General features: G+C 39.1%; 13 protein-coding genes and 1 rRNA gene. 8 read left to right on the top strand and 6 right to left on the bottom strand.

Annotated features, from left to right (window positions below):
- Together DV424_RS01585 and birA are read right to left on the bottom strand one after the other, a co-directional pair.
- Positions 1-109: ribosomal RNA gene (locus DV424_RS01585) — 16S ribosomal RNA — on the bottom strand; the annotation flags it as partial.
- A 354-nt stretch (positions 110-463) separates the two neighbouring features.
- On the bottom strand, positions 464-1,372 hold the full coding sequence (gene birA / locus DV424_RS01590; RefSeq protein ID WP_192880621.1) for a bifunctional biotin--[acetyl-CoA-carboxylase] ligase/biotin operon repressor BirA: 909 nt from the start codon (positions 1,370-1,372) through the stop codon (positions 464-466).
- A gap of 131 nt (positions 1,373-1,503) precedes the next feature.
- Between birA and guaB the strand changes: the two genes are divergently transcribed.
- From guaB to DV424_RS01610, 4 genes are all read left to right on the top strand, one after another.
- Complete coding sequence (gene guaB, locus DV424_RS01595; protein ID WP_118858837.1) at positions 1,504-2,970, top strand: IMP dehydrogenase; 1,467 nt, start codon at positions 1,504-1,506, stop codon at positions 2,968-2,970.
- A gap of 68 nt (positions 2,971-3,038) precedes the next feature.
- Positions 3,039-3,368: a hypothetical protein gene (locus DV424_RS01600; RefSeq protein ID WP_005635564.1), complete on the top strand. Its 330-nt coding sequence runs from the start codon at positions 3,039-3,041 to the stop codon at positions 3,366-3,368.
- A gap of 13 nt (positions 3,369-3,381) precedes the next feature.
- Entirely contained in the window at positions 3,382-4,953 is a 1,572-nt protein-coding gene (gene guaA / locus DV424_RS01605; protein ID WP_118858838.1) for a glutamine-hydrolyzing GMP synthase, read from the top strand.
- Positions 4,954-5,172: 219 nt separating this feature from the next.
- Positions 5,173-7,968 carry a YadA-like family protein gene (locus tag DV424_RS01610; RefSeq protein ID WP_118858839.1) on the top strand — a complete coding sequence of 932 codons (2,796 nt, stop codon included), beginning with the start codon at positions 5,173-5,175 and terminating at the stop codon, positions 7,966-7,968.
- 126 nt (positions 7,969-8,094) lie between these two features.
- On the opposite strand, the gene nhaA is transcribed toward DV424_RS01610, so the two are convergent.
- Positions 8,095-9,261, bottom strand: coding sequence for a Na+/H+ antiporter NhaA (nhaA, locus tag DV424_RS01615; RefSeq protein WP_192880622.1), 1,167 nt, complete (start codon positions 9,259-9,261; stop codon positions 8,095-8,097).
- Between the two features lie 225 nt (positions 9,262-9,486).
- Here nhaA and brnQ point away from each other — a divergent pair, with 225 nt between their 5' ends.
- Positions 9,487-10,797: a branched-chain amino acid transport system II carrier protein gene (brnQ, locus tag DV424_RS01620; protein WP_118859042.1), complete on the top strand. Its 1,311-nt coding sequence runs from the start codon at positions 9,487-9,489 to the stop codon at positions 10,795-10,797.
- A gap of 14 nt (positions 10,798-10,811) precedes the next feature.
- Here the strand turns inward: brnQ and gss are convergent, their stop codons facing one another.
- Complete coding sequence (gss, locus tag DV424_RS01625; protein WP_118858840.1) at positions 10,812-12,686, bottom strand: bifunctional glutathionylspermidine amidase/synthase; 1,875 nt, start codon at positions 12,684-12,686, stop codon at positions 10,812-10,814.
- Between the two features lie 228 nt (positions 12,687-12,914).
- On the opposite strand from gss, the gene yedE reads away from it, so the two are divergent.
- The gene (gene yedE / locus DV424_RS01630) at positions 12,915-13,973 is read left to right on the top strand and encodes a YedE family putative selenium transporter (RefSeq protein ID WP_118858841.1); all 1,059 of its coding nucleotides are present in this window, start codon (positions 12,915-12,917) and stop codon (positions 13,971-13,973) included.
- Between the two features lie 147 nt (positions 13,974-14,120).
- Here the strand turns inward: yedE and DV424_RS08960 are convergent, their stop codons facing one another.
- Positions 14,121-15,443 (bottom strand): YadA-like family protein, encoded by a 1,323-nt coding sequence (locus DV424_RS08960; RefSeq protein WP_239993565.1) that lies wholly within the window; start codon positions 15,441-15,443, stop codon positions 14,121-14,123.
- Between the two features lie 421 nt (positions 15,444-15,864).
- Positions 15,865-16,146, bottom strand: coding sequence for a virulence factor (locus DV424_RS01640; RefSeq protein ID WP_118781656.1), 282 nt, complete (start codon positions 16,144-16,146; stop codon positions 15,865-15,867).
- A gap of 195 nt (positions 16,147-16,341) precedes the next feature.
- On the opposite strand from DV424_RS01640, the gene rnr reads away from it, so the two are divergent.
- Both rnr and rlmB read left to right on the top strand, forming a co-directional pair.
- Positions 16,342-18,690: a ribonuclease R gene (rnr, locus tag DV424_RS01645; RefSeq protein WP_118858842.1), complete on the top strand. Its 2,349-nt coding sequence runs from the start codon at positions 16,342-16,344 to the stop codon at positions 18,688-18,690.
- A 55-nt stretch (positions 18,691-18,745) separates the two neighbouring features.
- On the top strand, positions 18,746-19,486 hold the full coding sequence (gene rlmB / locus DV424_RS01650) for a 23S rRNA (guanosine(2251)-2'-O)-methyltransferase RlmB (protein WP_118858843.1): 741 nt from the start codon (positions 18,746-18,748) through the stop codon (positions 19,484-19,486).
- Positions 19,487-19,619 lie beyond the last annotated feature (133 nt).

A 19,619-nucleotide genomic window follows, 5' to 3' on the forward strand; every position in this document is an offset into this window, starting at 1 on the left:
TCCGCCACTCGTCAGCAAGAAAGCAAGCTTTCTCCTGCTACCGTTCGACTTGCATGTGTTAAGCCTGCCGCCAGCGTTCAATCTGAGCCATGATCAAACTCTTCAATTCAAGTTCAATCGCTCAATATACTGCTTAGCTATAAATAAAAACACTACTTAAAAAAGTAATGATGAATTTTCAGTTAAGCACCTATTAAGACTTCAAAATTAAAAAATATTTTTAAAACAAGTCAATCAACAAGTGCCCACACAGATTGTCTGATACATTGTTAAAGAGCAAAAAACAACGACGCACTTGTAAATTTAAATACTTCACAACAGTGCGTCGTTGTGTGCGGTGCATTATAGGGATTTTCAAAACCCTTGCAAGTACTTTTTGTAAAAATATTTAAAAAAATGATCTTTTGATGGAAATATAAACATTTCATCCAAAAGTGCGGTTAGAATGACCAAATTTTTATCGCTATAATTTCTTACGCAATGAAACTTCACCACCATTAAACATCTGGATTTTATTGCCACATAATACTTTTAAATAACCGTGTTCATCTATGCCTTGTTCAATACCTGAAATAACGCCTTGTTCAGTCAGCACATTTACTTCACTATTTGAAAACGCATTATATGATTTCCACGCCTGTTGAAATTCCGCATTAATACCATTTTTCTCAAAGATATTTAAACGTGTATATAAATGTTGTATAAGTTTGGGTAATAAGGTTTGTCGCTCTACATCAGGATCTATTTCACATACTTCCGCATAGGGCTGACTAATTTCCGTTTGTTTTGGCAACGACACATTAATACCTACGCCAATCACTAAATTGAGCATACCATTTTTATGGTTAGCAATTTCAACTAAAATACCACCTAACTTTCTTCCATCAAACAAAATATCATTTGGCCATTTCACTTGCACATTTAGCACCTCGGCAATCGCCAAACCGATGACTAAACTTAAACCCTCAATTGATTTGCTAGGCTCAAACGTCCAATAAAAACTAAACATGATTTGCCCAGCAAAAGGCGATAGCCATTGACGTCCACGTCGCCCGCGTCCTGCAGTTTGATATTCAGCCACACAAAGATCGCCTTTTTTTAAGGAAGGAATATTTTGTAGTATCCATTCATTTGTAGAGGAAATAATCGGCTGATAATGGATACTATAAGGAAAAAGTGCGGTTGAAATTTGCTGAGGATTTAATAAAGGAAGACTAGGCACTAAGCAATAATTTTGGCCATCAACGACAATATCCAAGCCTAGCTCACGTAATTGTTTAATATCCTCTTCAATATCCAAAGAAAACTTTTCCAATTCAAACCGCACTTTCGGCTGACAATCAGCTAAATATGTCAATAAAGCGAAATTCATCATTTTCCCTTATAACAAACAGAGCAAAAATCATAGCACAAATCCCAAAATTTCGTTTTCAAAATTAAGTAAAATCTGTATAATCCCGCCGCAATATTTTTTAACTTCAACTTATTAGCGAGAATATTGCAATGTCACTACGCATTAAACAAGAAGCCCTTACTTTTGACGATGTTCTACTCGTCCCAGCACATTCAACAGTGCTTCCAAATACAGCCAATCTTTCAACCAAACTCACTAAAGAAATTCGCTTAAATATCCCAATGCTTTCAGCAGCAATGGATACCGTAACTGAAACCAAACTTGCGATCTCTTTAGCGCAAGAAGGTGGCATCGGCTTTATTCATAAAAATATGACCATTGAACGCCAAGCGGACCGTGTTCGTAAAGTGAAAAAATTCGAAAGTGGTATCGTTTCCGAACCAGTAACTGTTTCACCAAATTTAACGCTTGCCGAACTTGCTGAAATGGTGAAGAAAAACGGCTTTGCTGGCTACCCTGTTGTCGATAGTGAAAATAACCTAATTGGTATCATTACTGGACGCGACACCCGTTTCGTAAAAGATTTGAGCAAAACTGTTTCACAAGTAATGACGAAAAAAGAAGACTTGGTAACAGTAAAAGAAGGGACGAGTCGCGAAGAAATTTTGGAATTAATGCATCAACACCGTGTTGAAAAAGTATTAGTGGTTAATGATAGTTTCAAACTTAAAGGTATGATTACCGTTAAAGACTTCCAAAAAGCGGAACAAAAACCAAATGCATGTAAAGATGAATTCGGTCGTTTACGCGTGGGTGCCGCTGTAGGTGCAGGTCCTGGTAACGAAGAACGTATTGATGCATTAGTAAAAGCTGGCGTAGATGTATTGTTAATCGACTCTTCACACGGTCATTCTGAAGGCGTATTACAACGCGTTCGTGAAACTCGAGCAAAATATCCAAACTTACCTATCGTTGCGGGTAACGTAGCAACGGCTGAAGGCGCAATCGCATTGGCAGACGCAGGTGCAAGCGCAGTGAAAGTAGGTATTGGTCCTGGTTCTATTTGTACTACTCGTATCGTAACCGGTGTAGGTGTTCCACAAATCACCGCTATCGCAGATGCTGCTGCGGCATTAAAAGATCGTGGTATTCCTGTTATCGCTGACGGTGGTATCCGTTTCTCTGGCGATATTGCAAAAGCCATCGCTGCAGGCGCAAGCTGTGTAATGGTTGGTTCTATGTTTGCTGGTACTGAAGAAGCACCAGGTGAAATCGAACTTTATCAAGGTCGTGCATTTAAATCTTACCGTGGTATGGGCTCATTAGGTGCCATGGCGAAAGGCTCATCAGACCGTTACTTCCAATCTGATAACGCAGCGGACAAGCTCGTACCAGAAGGTATCGAAGGCCGTATTCCATACAAAGGTTACTTAAAAGAAATCATCCACCAACAAATGGGGGGCTTGCGTTCTTGCATGGGCTTAACTGGCTGCGCAACCATCGAAGAATTACGCACAAAAGCAGAATTCGTCCGCATCAGTGGTGCGGGTATTAAAGAAAGCCACGTTCACGATGTAACGATTACTAAAGAAGCACCAAACTATCGGATGGGCTAACAATGAATAAAAGAGCGGTTAAATTTGCCCGCTCTTTTGAACTGTTTCATGCAATAAAAGGAACTATAATGAAGAAATTTATATTACTGATTCCATTTATTCTATCAGCCTGCACATTACTCGGCCCGACTTATACTGGGGAAACAACCGCAGACGATTTACTAAAATATGATACGGCAAGTAACATAAACCTATTTTTCAGAGCAATCCATAATTGTACGCCTAAACAAATTCACACTCAGATCGATGATGTAAAACTAAACAACAAAACTTCCACTGTAGATTTAGTGAATGAAACTTGGACAGTAAAAGGCTGTGATAAAACTGAAATATTTCACATTAAATATATCAGCGATGGACACGGTGGAACTTACATCAATATGACAAAACAAAATTAACATAAGGCAAAAAATGACAAACATCCACAATCACAAAATCCTGATCCTCGACTTCGGTTCACAATATACTCAACTGATTGCGCGTCGTGTGCGTGAAATCGGTGTGTACTGCGAACTTTGGGCTTGGGATGTAACCGAACAACAAATCCGTGAATTTGCTCCAACGGGTATCATTCTTTCTGGTGGCCCTGAAAGCACAACTGAAGAAAATAGCCCGCGTGCGCCTGAATATGTGTTTAACGCAGGCGTTCCAGTGCTCGGCGTTTGCTATGGAATGCAAACGATGGCAATGCAACTTGGCGGCTTAACCGAAACATCTGATCACAGAGAGTTCGGCTATGCTTCCGTTTCTCTTGAAAATTCAACCGCACTTTTTGCAAATCTTAACGATAATTTAACCGCTTCTGAGCCAAAATTAGACGTTTGGATGAGCCACGGCGATAAGGTAACGCGCTTACCAGAAAACTTCAAAGTAACTGGCACAACGCTAACCTGCCCTATCGCAGCAATGTCAGACGAAAGCCGTCGTTTCTACGGTGTGCAGTTCCACCCTGAAGTAACGCATACTAAAAAAGGCTTGGAATTATTAACCAACTTCGTAGTAAACATCTGTGGTTGCGAAACTAAATGGACAGCAGAAAACATTATCGAAGATGCCGTTGCTCGTATTAAAGAGCAAGTAGGCGATGATGAAGTGATTTTAGGCTTATCTGGTGGTGTGGACTCTTCTGTTGTTGCATTACTTTTACACCGTGCTATCGGCAAAAACTTACACTGCGTATTTGTGGATAACGGTTTGCTTCGCTTACACGAAGGCGATCAAGTCATGGAAATGTTTGGCGATAAATTCGGTTTAAACATCACTCGTGTTGATGCTGAAAGCCGTTTCTTAGGTGAACTTGCAGGCGTATCTGATCCTGAAGCGAAACGTAAAATTATCGGTAAAGTATTTGTTGATATATTTGATGATGAATCGAAAAAACTCACTAATGTGAAATGGTTGGCACAAGGTACGATTTACCCTGATGTGATCGAATCTGCAGCAAGCAAGACAGGCAAAGCCCACGTAATTAAATCACACCACAATGTAGGTGGCTTACCAGACTATATGAAACTCGGCTTAGTGGAACCGCTACGCGAATTATTCAAAGATGAAGTACGTAAAATCGGTTTGGCATTAGGCTTACCGGCTGAAATGATCAACCGCCACCCATTCCCTGGCCCAGGTTTAGGCGTCCGTGTATTAGGCGAAGTGAAAAAAGAATACTGCGATTTATTACGCCGTGCGGATGCAATCTTTATCGAAGAATTACGCAATAGCGGTTGGTATGAAAAAACCAGCCAAGCCTTCAGCGTATTCTTACCAGTGAAATCTGTAGGTGTGATGGGCGATGGCCGTAAATACGATTGGGTTATTTCCCTACGCGCGGTAGAAACCATTGATTTTATGACCGCACATTGGGCTCATTTACCTTATGATTTATTAGGCAAAGTGTCTAACCGCATCATCAATGAAGTGAATGGCATTTCCCGCGTCGTATATGACATTAGCGGGAAACCGCCAGCGACTATTGAGTGGGAATAAACTCGCTTTTTAAATCCTGATCTAGACTAAGGCACGTTTTCCTCACGTGCCTTTATTTATTAATTTCACCGAAAATTGTCGTTTTGATTGTAGATTGTTGTTGAAGAAAAGATTAGAAAGGAAAAATGTTCAGAAAAAGATCAAAAAGTGGTCGTATTTTAAATACATTAGGCGTAAACTAAAAAGACATTTCGATTTCCTTATCAGCAGGATAAAACTATGTCATCACAAACAAACAAACAAACAAACAAACAAACAAACAAACAAACAAACAAACAAACAAGATTATCAAAAACACTTGATTTTAAAATAAATAAAGTTGCAGCTTTATTATCTATTTTATTAGTTACACCATTAGGATATGCCACTGATGTGACGAACAGAGACGTTTTCGATCTAATTAAATTTGGTAACGGTTCAGGAAATGGTGATGGAATGGGCGGCGGTACGCCGGGTCCAATACTCACAAACTCTGGTGGAAGTATTGCTATAGGTTCGCACTCTAAGCTTACAGGATCCGAACATTCCTATGTACTGGGAAGTTATGCGACTCTTACAAATTCTAACTATTCATCTGCTATTGGAATTAATACTGTTTTAAATAAATCAGACTATACATTTATTGGTGGAGCAGGAGCTAATGCAACTAACTCGAATAAGAGCGTTGCTTTAGGACTAAGCGCAACCGCAGAAAACTCAGCAAACAGTTTCATTAGTGGTACATTTTCTAAATCTGTTAATTCTAACGATAGTACAACTATAGGTGCTTATTCTAATATCAATAATTCTAACTTTAGCTTAGCCGCAGGTGCACAGTCTAAAGTAGAAAATTCTGAGAACAGTGTCGCATTGGGTGCATTAGCAACAGCTAAAGAATCAGCAAATAGTTTTGTAGGAGGCATACAGGCTAAAGTAGAAAATTCTAAGAGCAGTGTCGCATTGGGTGCATTAGCAACAGCTAAAGAATCAGCAAATAGTTTTGTAGGAGGCATACAGGCTAAAGTAGAGAAGTCTACTAACAGTGTGGCCTTAGGTTCGTCTGCTACAACTAATAATTCAGGTTGGTCTATCGCTGTAGGTGACAAGTCTAACGTAACTAAATCTGAACAAGGTATAGCTATAGGTTATGCCTCTACCGTTAATGATTCTAAATTTAGCTTAGCTGCAGGAAGTCAATCTAAAATAGAAAACTCAATGAACAGTGTTGCATTGGGTACATTAGCAACAGCTAAAGAATCAGCAAATAGTTTTGTAGGAGGCATACAAGCTAAAGTAGAGAAATCTACTAGCAGTGTTGCTATAGGTTCATCTGCAATAACTAAAGATTCAGGTTGGTCTATAGCTGCAGGTTCTAATTCTAATGTAACTAAATCTGAACAAGGCATAGCGACTGGTTATGCCTCTACAGTTAATAATTCTAAATTTAGCTTAGCCTCTGGTGCACAATCTAAAATAGAAAATTCTGAAAACAGTGTTGCTTTAGGGGTTAAAGCAAGTGCTGAAAATTCAAGTGGTAGTTTTGTTAGCGGGGCATTCTCTAAAGTAAATAATTCTAAAAACAGTGTCGCAGTAGGGACAACAGCTAGTACTGAAAATTCAGAAAATAGTTTTGCTGGAGGGGCATTTACAAAAATAACATCTTCTAATAATTCAGTTACTGTTGGTTCTGGCTCTAAGATAATTAATTCGGAGGAAGGTATAGGTATTGGTCACGACTCAAGCGTTAAGTATTCTAATTATGCTTTAGCTGCTGGAGCAAGATCTGAAATAGAAAATTCCGAAAATAGTGTTGCTTTAGGCTCTAAATCTAATGTTACTGATTCCGATGGAAGTATAGGAATCGGTCTTAAATCAACCATTAATAATTCTATTTATGCTTTATCTATTGGCTCTAACTCTAAAATTGAAAATTCAGTGAATGGCGTTGCGCTAGGTGTAAATACAATCTCTAAAAATTCAAATGGTAGTTTTGTCGGAGGGGAATTTGCTAGCGTTGAAAATTCAAGAGCTGCTATTGTAGTAGGTTCTCAAGCTAAAGCTAAAAATGCTATTGGAGGGATTGCATTGGGTGATTTTGCATCTGTTAGTGTTTCAACTGGCGTAGCATTAGGAAGCAACTCAGTGTCGAATGTTGATAAATTACAAATAGGTTATGGCTTAGAAGCAAATTCAGAAATAAAAAATAAAATAGATACATTTAAAAAAGCTGAACAACAATTGTTGGTTACACTAAATGATGCAGAAGAAGAATATAAAACCAAAGACAAGGCTTATGAACAAGCAAGCGATGAACATCGTGCTACCGCTAAAGCAGAACGTGATGTAGCCAAAGCAAACTATGAAACCAAACAAACCGAACTGAAAGAAAAACGTAAAGAGATTAGTACTTGGCTCTCTACTGCTGCGGCAGTTTCCCTTGGTAATGAAAAAGAAGGCATTACTCGCCAGTTAAACAACCTTGCAGCAGGGACAAAAGACACCGATGCAGTAAACGTAGCTCAATTAAAAGCGATAGAAGATAAAGTAGCATCAGGTGGTGTGGAGACTGCTCGTCAATTCAATGACGTGAATACAAAATTAGAGAAACATACCTCTCAATTAGATTCTCAAAAAGAGCAGCTCCAATCACAAAATAATAGATTAAATACGGTAGAAACCAATGTAAATCGTCATCAAGTAGAAATAAATCAAGTAAACACAAAATTAATGGAGCACCAAACTCAATTTGAAAAAGTCGATAATCAGTTCCGTCAATTAGATAAACGCTTGAATAAAATGACAGCCGAATATCGTAGTGGTATTGCAGGCAGTAATGCAATGGCAGGTGTGCCAACCGTACAAGCTGCAGGCGAGTCAATTTTTGGTTTGGGAGTGGGTTCATTTAAAGGGGAAAGTGCAGTGGCTGCAGGCTATTCTACTGCCTTGAAAAAAGGGAAAGTAGTGGTGAAATTCAATGCCTCCATCAATTCTCGAGGCGATATTGGTACATCAGGTGGCGTGGGCTGGAAGTGGTAATCACGAACAAATAACAGCACATATTTTCTTGTGTGTTCGTTAATTGTGAGAGGTTTATTCAATACCTGCACTGCAATAGAAATGATTCTCTTTGCAGTGCAATTTTTTCGCAAATTTTATGAAGAATTAACTTATTTTGGTCGTTTGTTTTAAGAATAAATATCCAAGCGTTGCTGAAACCGTTGAACCAAGTAAAATACCTAAACGAGAAAGCGTATTAACACTTTCTCCAGCATCCGCATCAAAAGCAAGGCTTGCTAAGAACATTGACATCGTAAAACCGATTCCACATAAAACTGCGACCGCAAAAATTTGTTTAAAATTGATCCCATCTGGTAATTTAGCTAATCCCAACTTAACGGAAATATAACTAAATCCGAAAACACCGACTGGTTTACCTATAATTAAACCGCACGCGATAGCCAATAATAATGGCGACGAAATCATACTTACATCAATACCGTCAAAACTAACGCCCGCATTGGCAAAAGCAAAGAGTGGTAAAATAACGAAGGACGACCAAGGCGCTAGAATGTGCTCAAAATCGTGTAATGGTCGTTCACCTTTTTTACCTTTTAATGGAATGCAAAAACCAATAATCACGCCAGCCAACGTCGCATGAACACCAGATTTTAAAACAGAAGCCCATAAAATTGCTCCAACCACCATATAGGCACAAAGCGCGCTAACTCTAAAGCGGTTTAATAAAACCAAAGTTAAAATAGAAATACCTGAGAAAATTAGAGCCTGTACACTTAATTCATGAGAGAAGAACAGCGCAATTACAACAATTGCGCCTAAGTCATCAATAATAGCGAGTGCGAGTAAAAAAATCTTGAGAGGCAATGGTACTTGCTTACTCAATAATGCCATAATGCCAAGCGCAAAAGCGATATCAGTCGCCATAGGAATAGCCCAGCCGTTTGCAAGGCTAGGATCCTGTTTTGCAATAAACCAATAAACCGATGCGGGCACAATCATTCCACCCACCGCAGCAATAGCAGGGAAAATAGCTTGTTGGTAGGAAGAAAGCGCGCCTTCGAATAATTCTTTTTTAACTTCCATTCCCACTAACACAAAAAACACCGCCATAAAACCATCGTTAATCCAATGGATTAAGGTTTTATTAATAGAGAAACTGCCAATTTGCAAACTGACTGGCAAATTCAAAAAATCATTATATTGATTGCTCAATGGCGAATTAGCCAGCAACATCGCTACTGCAGCAGAAAAAAGCAACAAAATACCACCAGCGGATTCTAATTTTAAAAAGCGTTGAATCAGTTGTACCACGCAAACTCCTTCCAAAAATAAATAACAAAAAATTAACAAAGGCTGAATCCTAGCATATTTTTGCCCTCAAAGGGAAAAGAGCGGTGGATTTTGCAGGGATTTTTATCGAATTGTCGATAAGATTCTTCATATTGTGACGAAATTCACATTTTTAGTTTTACAGAATAGGGATTTTCTACACTTTGTAGTAGAATGCAGGCCTTTTTATTTTTAGAGTCAAAAATTATGTTTTCACGTAAAGATATTATCATTTTAGGAATGATGATCTTCGCCTTATTTTTAGGTGCAGGCAACATCATTTTTCCTCCAATGGAAGGATTCTCAGCTGGACAACATTGGATGAGTGCGTCCTTAGGATTTGTCTTAACTGGTGTTTTAATGCCATTTATCACGCTTGTTGTGGTGGCAATTTTAGGTCGTGGCGAAGAACTTACTAAAGATTTACCAAAATGGGCGGGCACAGGTTTTCTCGTTATACTTTATTTAACCATTGGCTCTACCTTTGCTATGCCACGCATCACAAATGTTGCTTATGAAATGGCGTGGTTGCCATTAGGATTAGCGGAAGATAATGCTAGTGTTCGTTTCCTCTTTTCACTCATTTTCAACTTAATCGCGATGGTCTTTATGATTCGCCCAAATACGATCATTTCAAGCGTGGGTAAATTTATGACACCAGCATTGCTTGTGTTATTAGTGGCTGTAGCCGTCACTGTCTTCATTTCACCTTTATCTGAAATTCAAACACCAAGTAAAGCTTATGAAAATGGCCATTCTTTATTAATCGGCTTAACCAGTGGTTATCAAACCATGGACGTACTCGCAGCTATTGCTTTCGGTGGAATCGTCGCTCGCGCACTTGCAGCAAAAAATGTAACTCAACCCAAAGATATCGTGAAATACACTATCTCAGCTGGATTTGTTTCAGTCATCTTACTTGCGGGTTTATATTTTTCGCTTTTCTATCTAGGCGCGACTAGTGCTGCAGTTGCAGAAGGTGCAACTAATGGCGGACAAATTTTCTCTCGTTATGTAAATGTATTATTTGGTTCTGCTGGCACTTGGATTATGGCAGGTATCATTATATTAGCAAGCTTAACAACACTTGTTGGTGTAACGAGTGCCGCAGCTGATTATTTTTCAAAATTCTCTGTGCGTTTTTCTTACCCATTCTGGGCCGCACTTTTTACCGCAATGACAATCACTGTTTCACAATATGGTTTAACGGATCTACTTCGCATAACGATCCCAGCTTTGTTATTAATTTATCCAGTAGCTATTGTGCTTGTATTATTGCAATTCTTACGCAAAAAACTTCCATCAATAAAATTTACATACAACAGCACATTAATCGTAACTGTTTGTTTTAGTTTATGTGACAGCTTAAATAACGTTAAAATGTTACCAGAAAGCATTAATTCATTATTGGAACACTTCCCTCTTTCATCTGAAGGAATGGCTTGGTTGGTTCCGACTTTAGTGATGTTAGTTGTAAGTATTTTAATTGGAAAGGCATTGCGTAAAACCCATTCTTAATATCACAAAGTGTTTTATTTATCTTTCAACACTCTCAAGGGTTGCATATCACTATTGCCTACAATCACTCGACTCGAATCAGAACGTAGGCAAGTGCCGCCATAATGTCCTCCAACAGTAAAAGTACAAACTTGCAAATATTGATCTTCCACTTGTGGTAAACACCAAAGTTGTTGATAAATGTTTTCTTGTTTGCCAAATTTACCCTCTGTAACACCTAAAGTGGCATTATTTTCGCCAATAAGTTTAACATTATCTCCCCGACGACCTGCAATTGGTTTTTGTGCGTAGCCATTTTGGATTAAGTTTGGTGTGAGATGAAAACTTGCCTCTAACAAATAACGATGATTAGGGAATAAAGACCAAAGCACAGGCAAAATCGCCTTATTGCTTGGAATTGCCGTCCAAAGCGGTTCATAAACCAACACTTCTGGGCGAAGTAGTACATCAATTAACCGCACTTTATCTTCAGGATAACCTGTACGAATAGGCGGAGCCACTTCCATTCCTGTTGCATCTTCACGAAGTTGTTCCAGCATGGTTTCCCATGCCCAGGTTTTCCAAACAGTTTGAACTTGGTTATTTTCATCATCAATCAGACGACCACGATTATCCCAATGTAAACCTTCCGTGCCATGAATAATTTTGGCTTGGAACCCTGCTTGTACCAATGCTTGTTGCATAAACATGGCATGATAATCTTCTTCATCATCATGATCTTGCAGAATATGAACTAATTTTGAGGCTTGACTATGTTGCCAACAATCAGCTAACGCATTACGCAAACCATCAGACGGATTTTCCCCCAATACGCCACCAGCTTGTTTTGCCCAACGATTCATAATATCGCCAGCTTCAGCATGGCAAGAGGCTGAGTCTGCATTATATTCATAAACTTTCAAACCTCGTTCACTCATACAAAAATCTAAACGACCAGTAATCGTTTGATAACGGCGATTTTGCCAAGAAAGTCTTAAGCGTGGCCAAAGGAGCTTCGGAATATTAAAATACTGCAACAGATTATCATCTTTAAGTACTTTGTCTGTCGCATGCAGATACATTAAATGCAGTTCATTAGTAGCGTGAATTAATTCCTGTTGAGCACTTTCAGACATAGCAAAATAGCGATATTGATCAGAATGGCTCACTTTATGCCCGCCCATCGCCTTAATATAAGCCATATCAAATGGTTCATTTTCATTTAACCATTTCCCACTAAATTGACCGTGATTGTCAACATGATGAGCTTGTAATCGAAATGCGGTTGATTTTGGGAAAGGTTGGGGTTCTGAAAATTCAGTATCGTTTGTTTGAATCATCCAACCAAGAATTTTAGTATCATCAAAAGTATCTTGTAGAAAATAACCTTGTTCTGAAACAATCATCGGCAATTCACGCGTCCATTGCTGACCACTTGGCAAGCGGGAATGAATCACATTTTGCTCGGCGATTCGGACGCTATCAGGCAACACCTCGGTGATAATTGCTACATGCCCCGTGTGTTTAAATTCACCCCCTTCTTGCCAAATTAATAGGGAACCTGCTTGAGGTTTTCGTTTGCAACCATTAGCAAATGCCTGCAAGGGTAACAAGGTATCGTTCACCACTTGGCGTAAAAAACGTAAAGAAAAAATCTCGTACGCCATACCGACATCGGCAAACACAACGCCATGATTGAGATATAAATAACGACGTGCAAATTCCACACACTGCCATTTATAGCCCATATATTCTCGCCCTAGATAACTCCGAAATGCGGCATCATTCGGGAACTCTTTATCATCTGCAGTATTGTAATCAGAGGAATAAATTGCCACGCCACCAGGCGCATATCCAAGCAAGCTACCAAAAGGATCGTGGGTAATGATATTGGCTGAACGTTCTGTCATAGTATCTTCCGAGTAAAAAATGAATGCGGTTAGTATAGATCTTTTATTTTTATTACGGAAATCAATAAAATTTTTACCGCACTTTTTTCGTAGCAAATTTTTGATTTATCTCATCTTTTCATCAAATCATTCTTTACCATTTAACTTCTTAGATTAAAATGAACGTGCTTTTCGAGTATTCGAGAGTACACAATTTAGTTTAACTTTAGATATCACAAGGGTTTCATTATGAAAGGATCAAAATGGCCTGTGGTTGCAGGTGCTGCACTTGGTATCATCGCTCCACTACTTACTTATAGCGGAAATCCTGGCAACATGGGATTCTGCGCCGCCTGTTTCTTACGCGATACAGCTGGTTCCATTGGCTTACATCAAGCCGCTCCACTTCAATACATCCGCCCCGAACTCATCGGATTAATATTCGGTGCGTTAGTGAGTGCGTTATTTGCAAAAGAATTCCGTGCTCGTGGTGGTTCATCACCATTCATTCGCTTAATTTTAGGGGTATTTGCCATGATTGGTGCCCTAACATTCTTAGGTTGTCCATGGCGGGCATATTTGCGTTTAGGTGGTGGCGATTTATCTGCGATTGCAGGGATTGTCGGTTTATTTGTCGGTGTACTAGGTGGAATTTTCTTTAGCAATCGAGGATTTTCTCTCGGTAAAGCAAAAGAACAAGCCCCCATCAGTGGATGGATTTCTGTCATTATCGCGGGTTTATTACTTATTGGCGTTATTACACAATTTAGTTTTGGCGAAGGTTTACCGCTTTATTTCTCACAAAAAGGCCCTGGCACACAACATGCATTTTGGGCATTATCTTTAGCAGGCGGGCTAATCATAGGCGTATTAATGCAAAAATCACGTTTCTGCTCAATTGGCGCATTCCGTAATTTTATTCTATTCCGTGATTCTTCGTTATTGAACGGTGTCATCGCTTTAGTGGTATTTGCCGCAATTACCAATGCTTTACTTGGTCAATTCCATTTAGGGTTTGAACAACAACCTGGTGCACATAATCAATATCTTTGGAACTTCCTCGGCATGGCACTTTGCGGATTATGCTTCGCCCTTGGCGGTGGTTGTCCTGGCAAACATTTAGTTCATCTTGGTGAAGGCGATAATGACTCCGCTATTTTTGTGCTTGGTATGCTTTTAGGTGCAGCTGCTGCGCATCGTTTAAGCCTTGCAGCTTCTGGCTCTGGCATTGGTGAATTCACGCCTTATGCTTTAGTTCTTGGATTTATATTCTGCGCCTATATTGGCTTTACCAAAAAATCGGCTTAATTCACTTTCTATCTGCACTTATCACGAGTGCAGATTTTATTCTTCCCCAAAAGGTTAACTATAACCCATTTGAATATCTACAATATTTAAATAAATAGATAAATAAAAAAGGGCGTACATCACGCCCTTAATCACTTAGTTTAAAGATTATTTTCTTAATGCTTTTTTCAATTCAGCCAATTCTTTTTGCATTGCTAACATCTCTTGTCGCAATTGTAAAACTTCCGCAGAATTGACCGCACTTTGTGTTGAAACTGCAGGTTTGGATTTGTTACCGAATTTCCAAGAAACACCTGCACCAAAAGTTTTTTCCGAACCAGAAAAACTACCCGCTACATTAAGCAACACATTTTCAGCAGGCTTAAACACTGCACCCATTGCCATCGCTTGTGCATTTTTATAGCTTCCCACGCCTAAAGACAACGCAAATTTATCATCTTCGCCTAATTGTGCAGGTTTTAATGAAGCCAGCGCAGCAGCACTTGCGCCAACTCGGTTAATACGTAAATCTGTTCGATTTAAACGCGTATTTACGTGAGTAAATTGGCTATCAATTTGACCCAGTTTATTGTCTGTATTATCTAAATGGTTATTGACTTGAGTGAATTTATTATCAACTTGAGCAAATTGATTATTCACTTGACCAATTTTAGTTTCTACCGCATTTAACTGACGAACATTCACTGCATCATAATCTTCTGTACCATCGGCGACATTAGTAATTTGACGATAAAGATTATAATTACCATCGCCTACAGAAACGGTGTTAGGACGGTTAGCAAGTGAATTTGCGCCCAAAGCAACGGAGTTATCAGCGGTTGCTTCGCTTCCATAACCTAAAGCCAAACTTTTTTCTGCTTCTGCCTTGCTGTGCATACCAAAAGCAGAACCACGATAACCAGTTACCTGACTGCCTCCGCCAATTGCAGTACCTTCAATTGCAGCAACCGTAGAAAATGCGCCCAAGGCTGTGCCGAACAAGTTATGCGAAGATGCTTTCAAACCAAAAGCTATTGCCCCATAGGTTTCACCCTGCTTTTCGATTAAAGATTGTTCATTTTCACGTTTAATATTAATTTTGGTTGCTTTACCATTTTCATCCACTTCAATGCTTTTGTTGTCTTGTCCTTGAATAGTATTCTTTTTACCTTTTTCCAGTTTTTCTACACGGCTTCCTGTACCGAAAGCGGTTGCACCGTATCCGTCCTTACTTTTTGCGGCAGAACCGATGGCAAGAGAGTTTTCTCCTTCAGCTTCTGCACTGAAGCCAAGTGCAACCCCGCCTTTGGGTGCTTTGGTTTTTGCACCAATAGCGGTACTGAAATTCCCGCCCTTATCGCCCAAACCTGCTTGTGCCTCATAACCCACCGCTAAAGATCCCAAGTTTTTTGCTTGAGAATTTCCACCGATGGCGGCAGCTCCGTGAGATTTGCCATTTTCAGGATTGAACACTTTACTGTCATCCCCCAAAGCTATTCCCCAAATAACATTACTGGGAGCAGTCCCATACTCAGGTGTCCATTTTGGATCAACGGCAAAAGATGGAATAGAATAAAAAGAAGTGGAAATAAGTAGACTGATTAAAGAAAGGCGGGTTAGACTATTTTGCTTGCTTGCTTGCTTGCTTGCTTGCTTGCTTGCTTGCTTGCTTGCTTGCTTGCTTGCTTGCTTGCTTGCTTGCTTGCTTGCTTAATGATTTTCATTGTTTTGCTCCTTTGTCAAGAAAATAATTGAGAGCAGTCATTCTAACAGAAAATAAAAAGAAAGGTATTATTTTAAAATTAATTGATTTTAGTAGTCATTGTGAACGCATAAATAGCCACTTAATAGCAGGTAAAAGCCTCTAATTCTAATCTATATTAGAATTAGAGGCTATAAAAAATCATCACTATTATAGTGCTGGGGAAAGATCGTTAAGTTCTTCAATTCTTAACATTCTAATATCTGAAACAGAAGGTTTAAACCAAGAATAGGTTTGCGATAATTTTTGTGCGGCTAAAACGCATTTAACAGCTGTCATTTCAGAATTGCCAAAATAAACACTTCCTTGTTGGTGATCAAACCCTAAACTTTCAAGTGTTCTTTTTACATCGCCATAAGCATTTTGCCAACTCTCGGTAGCATATAGTGCTTTAAGTGTTGCGGTATCTAGATCAAAAGCAATAGCATACATAGTAAATAACCTCGTAATAAATCAATCATTGCTTCAATTTTATAGCAAACAAGACTTACAAATCAATTTAATTACTAAAAGATTTATTTGTATTTTAAAATATCCTTAGAATATACAGTGATAATTTTATCCCCATCTTGCATTATCCCCCTTACAGTGTCAAACTCTCTGCACTTTTTAAAACTGTAAAAAATAATGACAAAAAAACGTAAAGACTTAATCAACCAAGATCCAAATTACCAACGAGAATTGGAAAAATACGGTAATCCAATTCCGAGCCGTGAATTTATTTTAAGCGTTATTCGAGACAATAATGCGCCGATGAATCGGGATGAAATTTTGACCGCACTTTCCATTCGAAATGAAGATCAAATAGAAGCGATGCGTCGCCGATTACGCGCGATGGAAAATGACGGACAATTAGTGTTCACCAAACGTAAACGCTATGCCTTACCAGAAAAATTAGATTTATTTAAAGGCACGGTAATTGGTCATCGCGAAGGTTTCGGTTTTTTACAGGTCGATGGCAAAAAAGATGATTTATTCATTCCAAACCATCAAATGCAAAGAGTCATGCATGGAGATTTTGTCTTAGCGCAACCTGCTGGATTAGATCGTCGTGGTCGCCGTGAAGTGCGAATTGTGCGCGTATTAGAAAGCCGTAAAAAACAAATTGTGGGTCGGTTTTTCTTAGAAAACGGTTTTAGCTATGTGGTGCCTGATGACAGCAGAATTGGTCGTGATATTCTCGTGCCAAATGAACATCGTAATGGCGCACGAATGGGGCAAGTTGTGGTTGTCGAATTGCAAGAACGCTCTGCTAGTTTTAACCAGCCAATTGGCGTGATTACTGAAATCCTAGGCGATAATATGGCGAAAGGAATGGAAGTGGAAATCGCCTTGCGTAACCACGATATTCCCCATAAGTTTCCAAGTGCGGTGGAAAAATACGTAAAAAAATTCACTGAAGAAGTCCCAGAAGAAGCCAAAAAAGGTCGTGTGGATTTACGTCATTTACCGCTTGTGACCATTGATGGCGAAGATGCGCGGGATTTTGATGATGCTGTTTATTGTGAAAAACATGGCAAAGGCTGGAAACTTTGGGTAGCGATTGCGGATGTCAGTTATTACGTACGTTTACGTTCTGCTTTGGATATAGAAGCGTATAATCGTGGTAACTCAGTCTATTTCCCGAACCGAGTTGTACCAATGCTACCTGAAATTTTATCCAACGGCTTATGCTCTCTTAATCCTCAAGTAGATCGTTTGTGTATGGTGTGTGAGATGCAAATTTCTGCCAAAGGTAAGCTCACAGATTATCGTTTTTATGAAGCAGTGATGAATTCTCACGCCCGCCTCACTTATACCAAAGTAGCAAAAATGCTTGAAGGCGATGAAGAATTACGTGCTCGTTATCAAGGACTTATTCCACATTTAGAAGAATTGCATCATCTCTATAAAGCATTACTCAATGCCCGAAAACAACGTGGTGCCATCGATTTTGAAACCATTGAAACTAAGTTTATTTTCAATGCAATGGGAAGAATTGAGCGTATTGAACCCGTTGTTCGAAATGATGCTCACAAAATCATTGAGGAATGTATGATTCTTGCGAATATCGCAGCTGCTAATTTTATGGAAAAACATAAAGAGCCTGCGTTATATCGTATTCATGCCACCCCGAGCGAAGAAAAATTAACATCTTTCCGCACTTTCTTAAGTGAGTTTGGTTTAACTTTAGAAGGTGGCTTAAAACCAACTACAAAAGACTATGCTGCGCTCTTAGAAAAAGTTAAAGAACGACCAGATCATGAACTTATTCAAACAATGTTGCTCCGTTCTTTAAGCCAAGCTGTCTATCACGCTGATAATATCGGGCACTTTGGTTTGGCTTTGGAAGAGTATGCACACTTTACTTCGCCAATTCGCCGTTATCCAGACTTAACACTTCATCAAGGCATCAAATATTTACTCGCTAAAGAACAAGGCGCAAAACGTAAAACAACTGATACTGGCGGTTATCATTACTCTTTTGATGAAATAGATTTACTTGGCAATCATTGTTCAATGACCGAACGCCGTGCTGACGACGCAACTCGTGAAGTGGCAGATTGGCTGAAATGCGAATATATGCAAGATCATGTTGGTGGTGAATTTAGCGGTGTTATTTCATCTGTGACTGGATTTGGTTTATTTGTACGCTTAGATGACTTATTCATCGATGGTTTAGTCCATATTTCCACCTTAGAAAACGATTATTACCAATTCGATGCAGCAAAACAACGTTTAATTGGCGAAAATAGCGGAATGCAATATCGCTTAGGCGATAAAGTTCGCATCAAAGTTGAAGCGGTACATTTAGAAAATAAAATGGTCGATTTCTCGCTGATGGGGAGTGAACGTAAACCTCATCGCGCTGGAAAAACCGCAAAAGAAAAAGCCAAGAAAGTCTTTAAAGAGTTACCCTCTAAAGCATCTAAAAAACGAAAAAGTGCGGTAAAAAAGAAAGATGTTTCTAAGAAAACATCTAGAAAACGCAAATAATTCATTCCCTATTGTAAGAATGAATTAAAAATTCAAATAAGAAAAAGAGAAATTTATGTCAGAACAAATCTACGGCATTCATGCTGTTAATAGTATTTTAACTCATTCACCAGAACGTTTAATTGAAGTCTTCGTACTTAAAGGCCGTGAAGATAAACGTTTACAGCCACTCTTAAACGAGCTTTATTCACTAGGAATTGGTGTGCAATTCGTTAATCGACAAACACTCGATAAAAAAGCTGATGGTGAGGTTCATCAAGGTATCATCGCTCGAGTGCAAGCAGCAAAAGAACTTAATGAAAATGATCTTGATGAAATTCTTGCGAATAAACAAAATCCGCTTTTATTAGTTTTGGATGGCGTGACGGATCCACACAACTTGGGAGCATGTTTACGAACAGCTGATGCGGCTGGCGCAGTGGCAGTGATCGTACCAAAAGATAAATCAGCACAATTAACATCTATCGCGCGTAAAGTGGCTTGTGGTGCAGCAGAAACCGTGCCGTTAATTCGTGTAACCAATCTTTCTCGCACTCTGCGTGATTTACAGCAAAATCATAATATTTGGGTGGTTGGTACTGCTGGCGAAGCCACTGAAACCATTTATCAAAGCAAACTGACCGGGCCACTAGCACTTGTTATGGGCGCAGAAGGCGAAGGGATGCGTCGTTTAACGCGTGAACATTGCGATCAACTGATTAGTATTCCAATGGCTGGTTCAGTTTCATCATTAAATGTATCTGTCGCAACAGGGGTATGTTTATTTGAAATTGTGCGTCAGCGTTTAGGTTCATAAAAAAGTGCGGTAAATTTTCTTTGAACTTCAAAATTAGACTATTTACTTAAGGACTGACGACGATATTGTATTGAACTCAGTTTTTTTAATTTCACTTGAATTTATCGGTAATTATTGAGTTCTACTTTGTGGG

It is taken from the genome of Haemophilus haemolyticus, from assembly GCF_003493605.1.
GTDB classification, from domain to species: Bacteria; Pseudomonadota; Gammaproteobacteria; order Enterobacterales; family Pasteurellaceae; genus Haemophilus; species Haemophilus haemolyticus_J.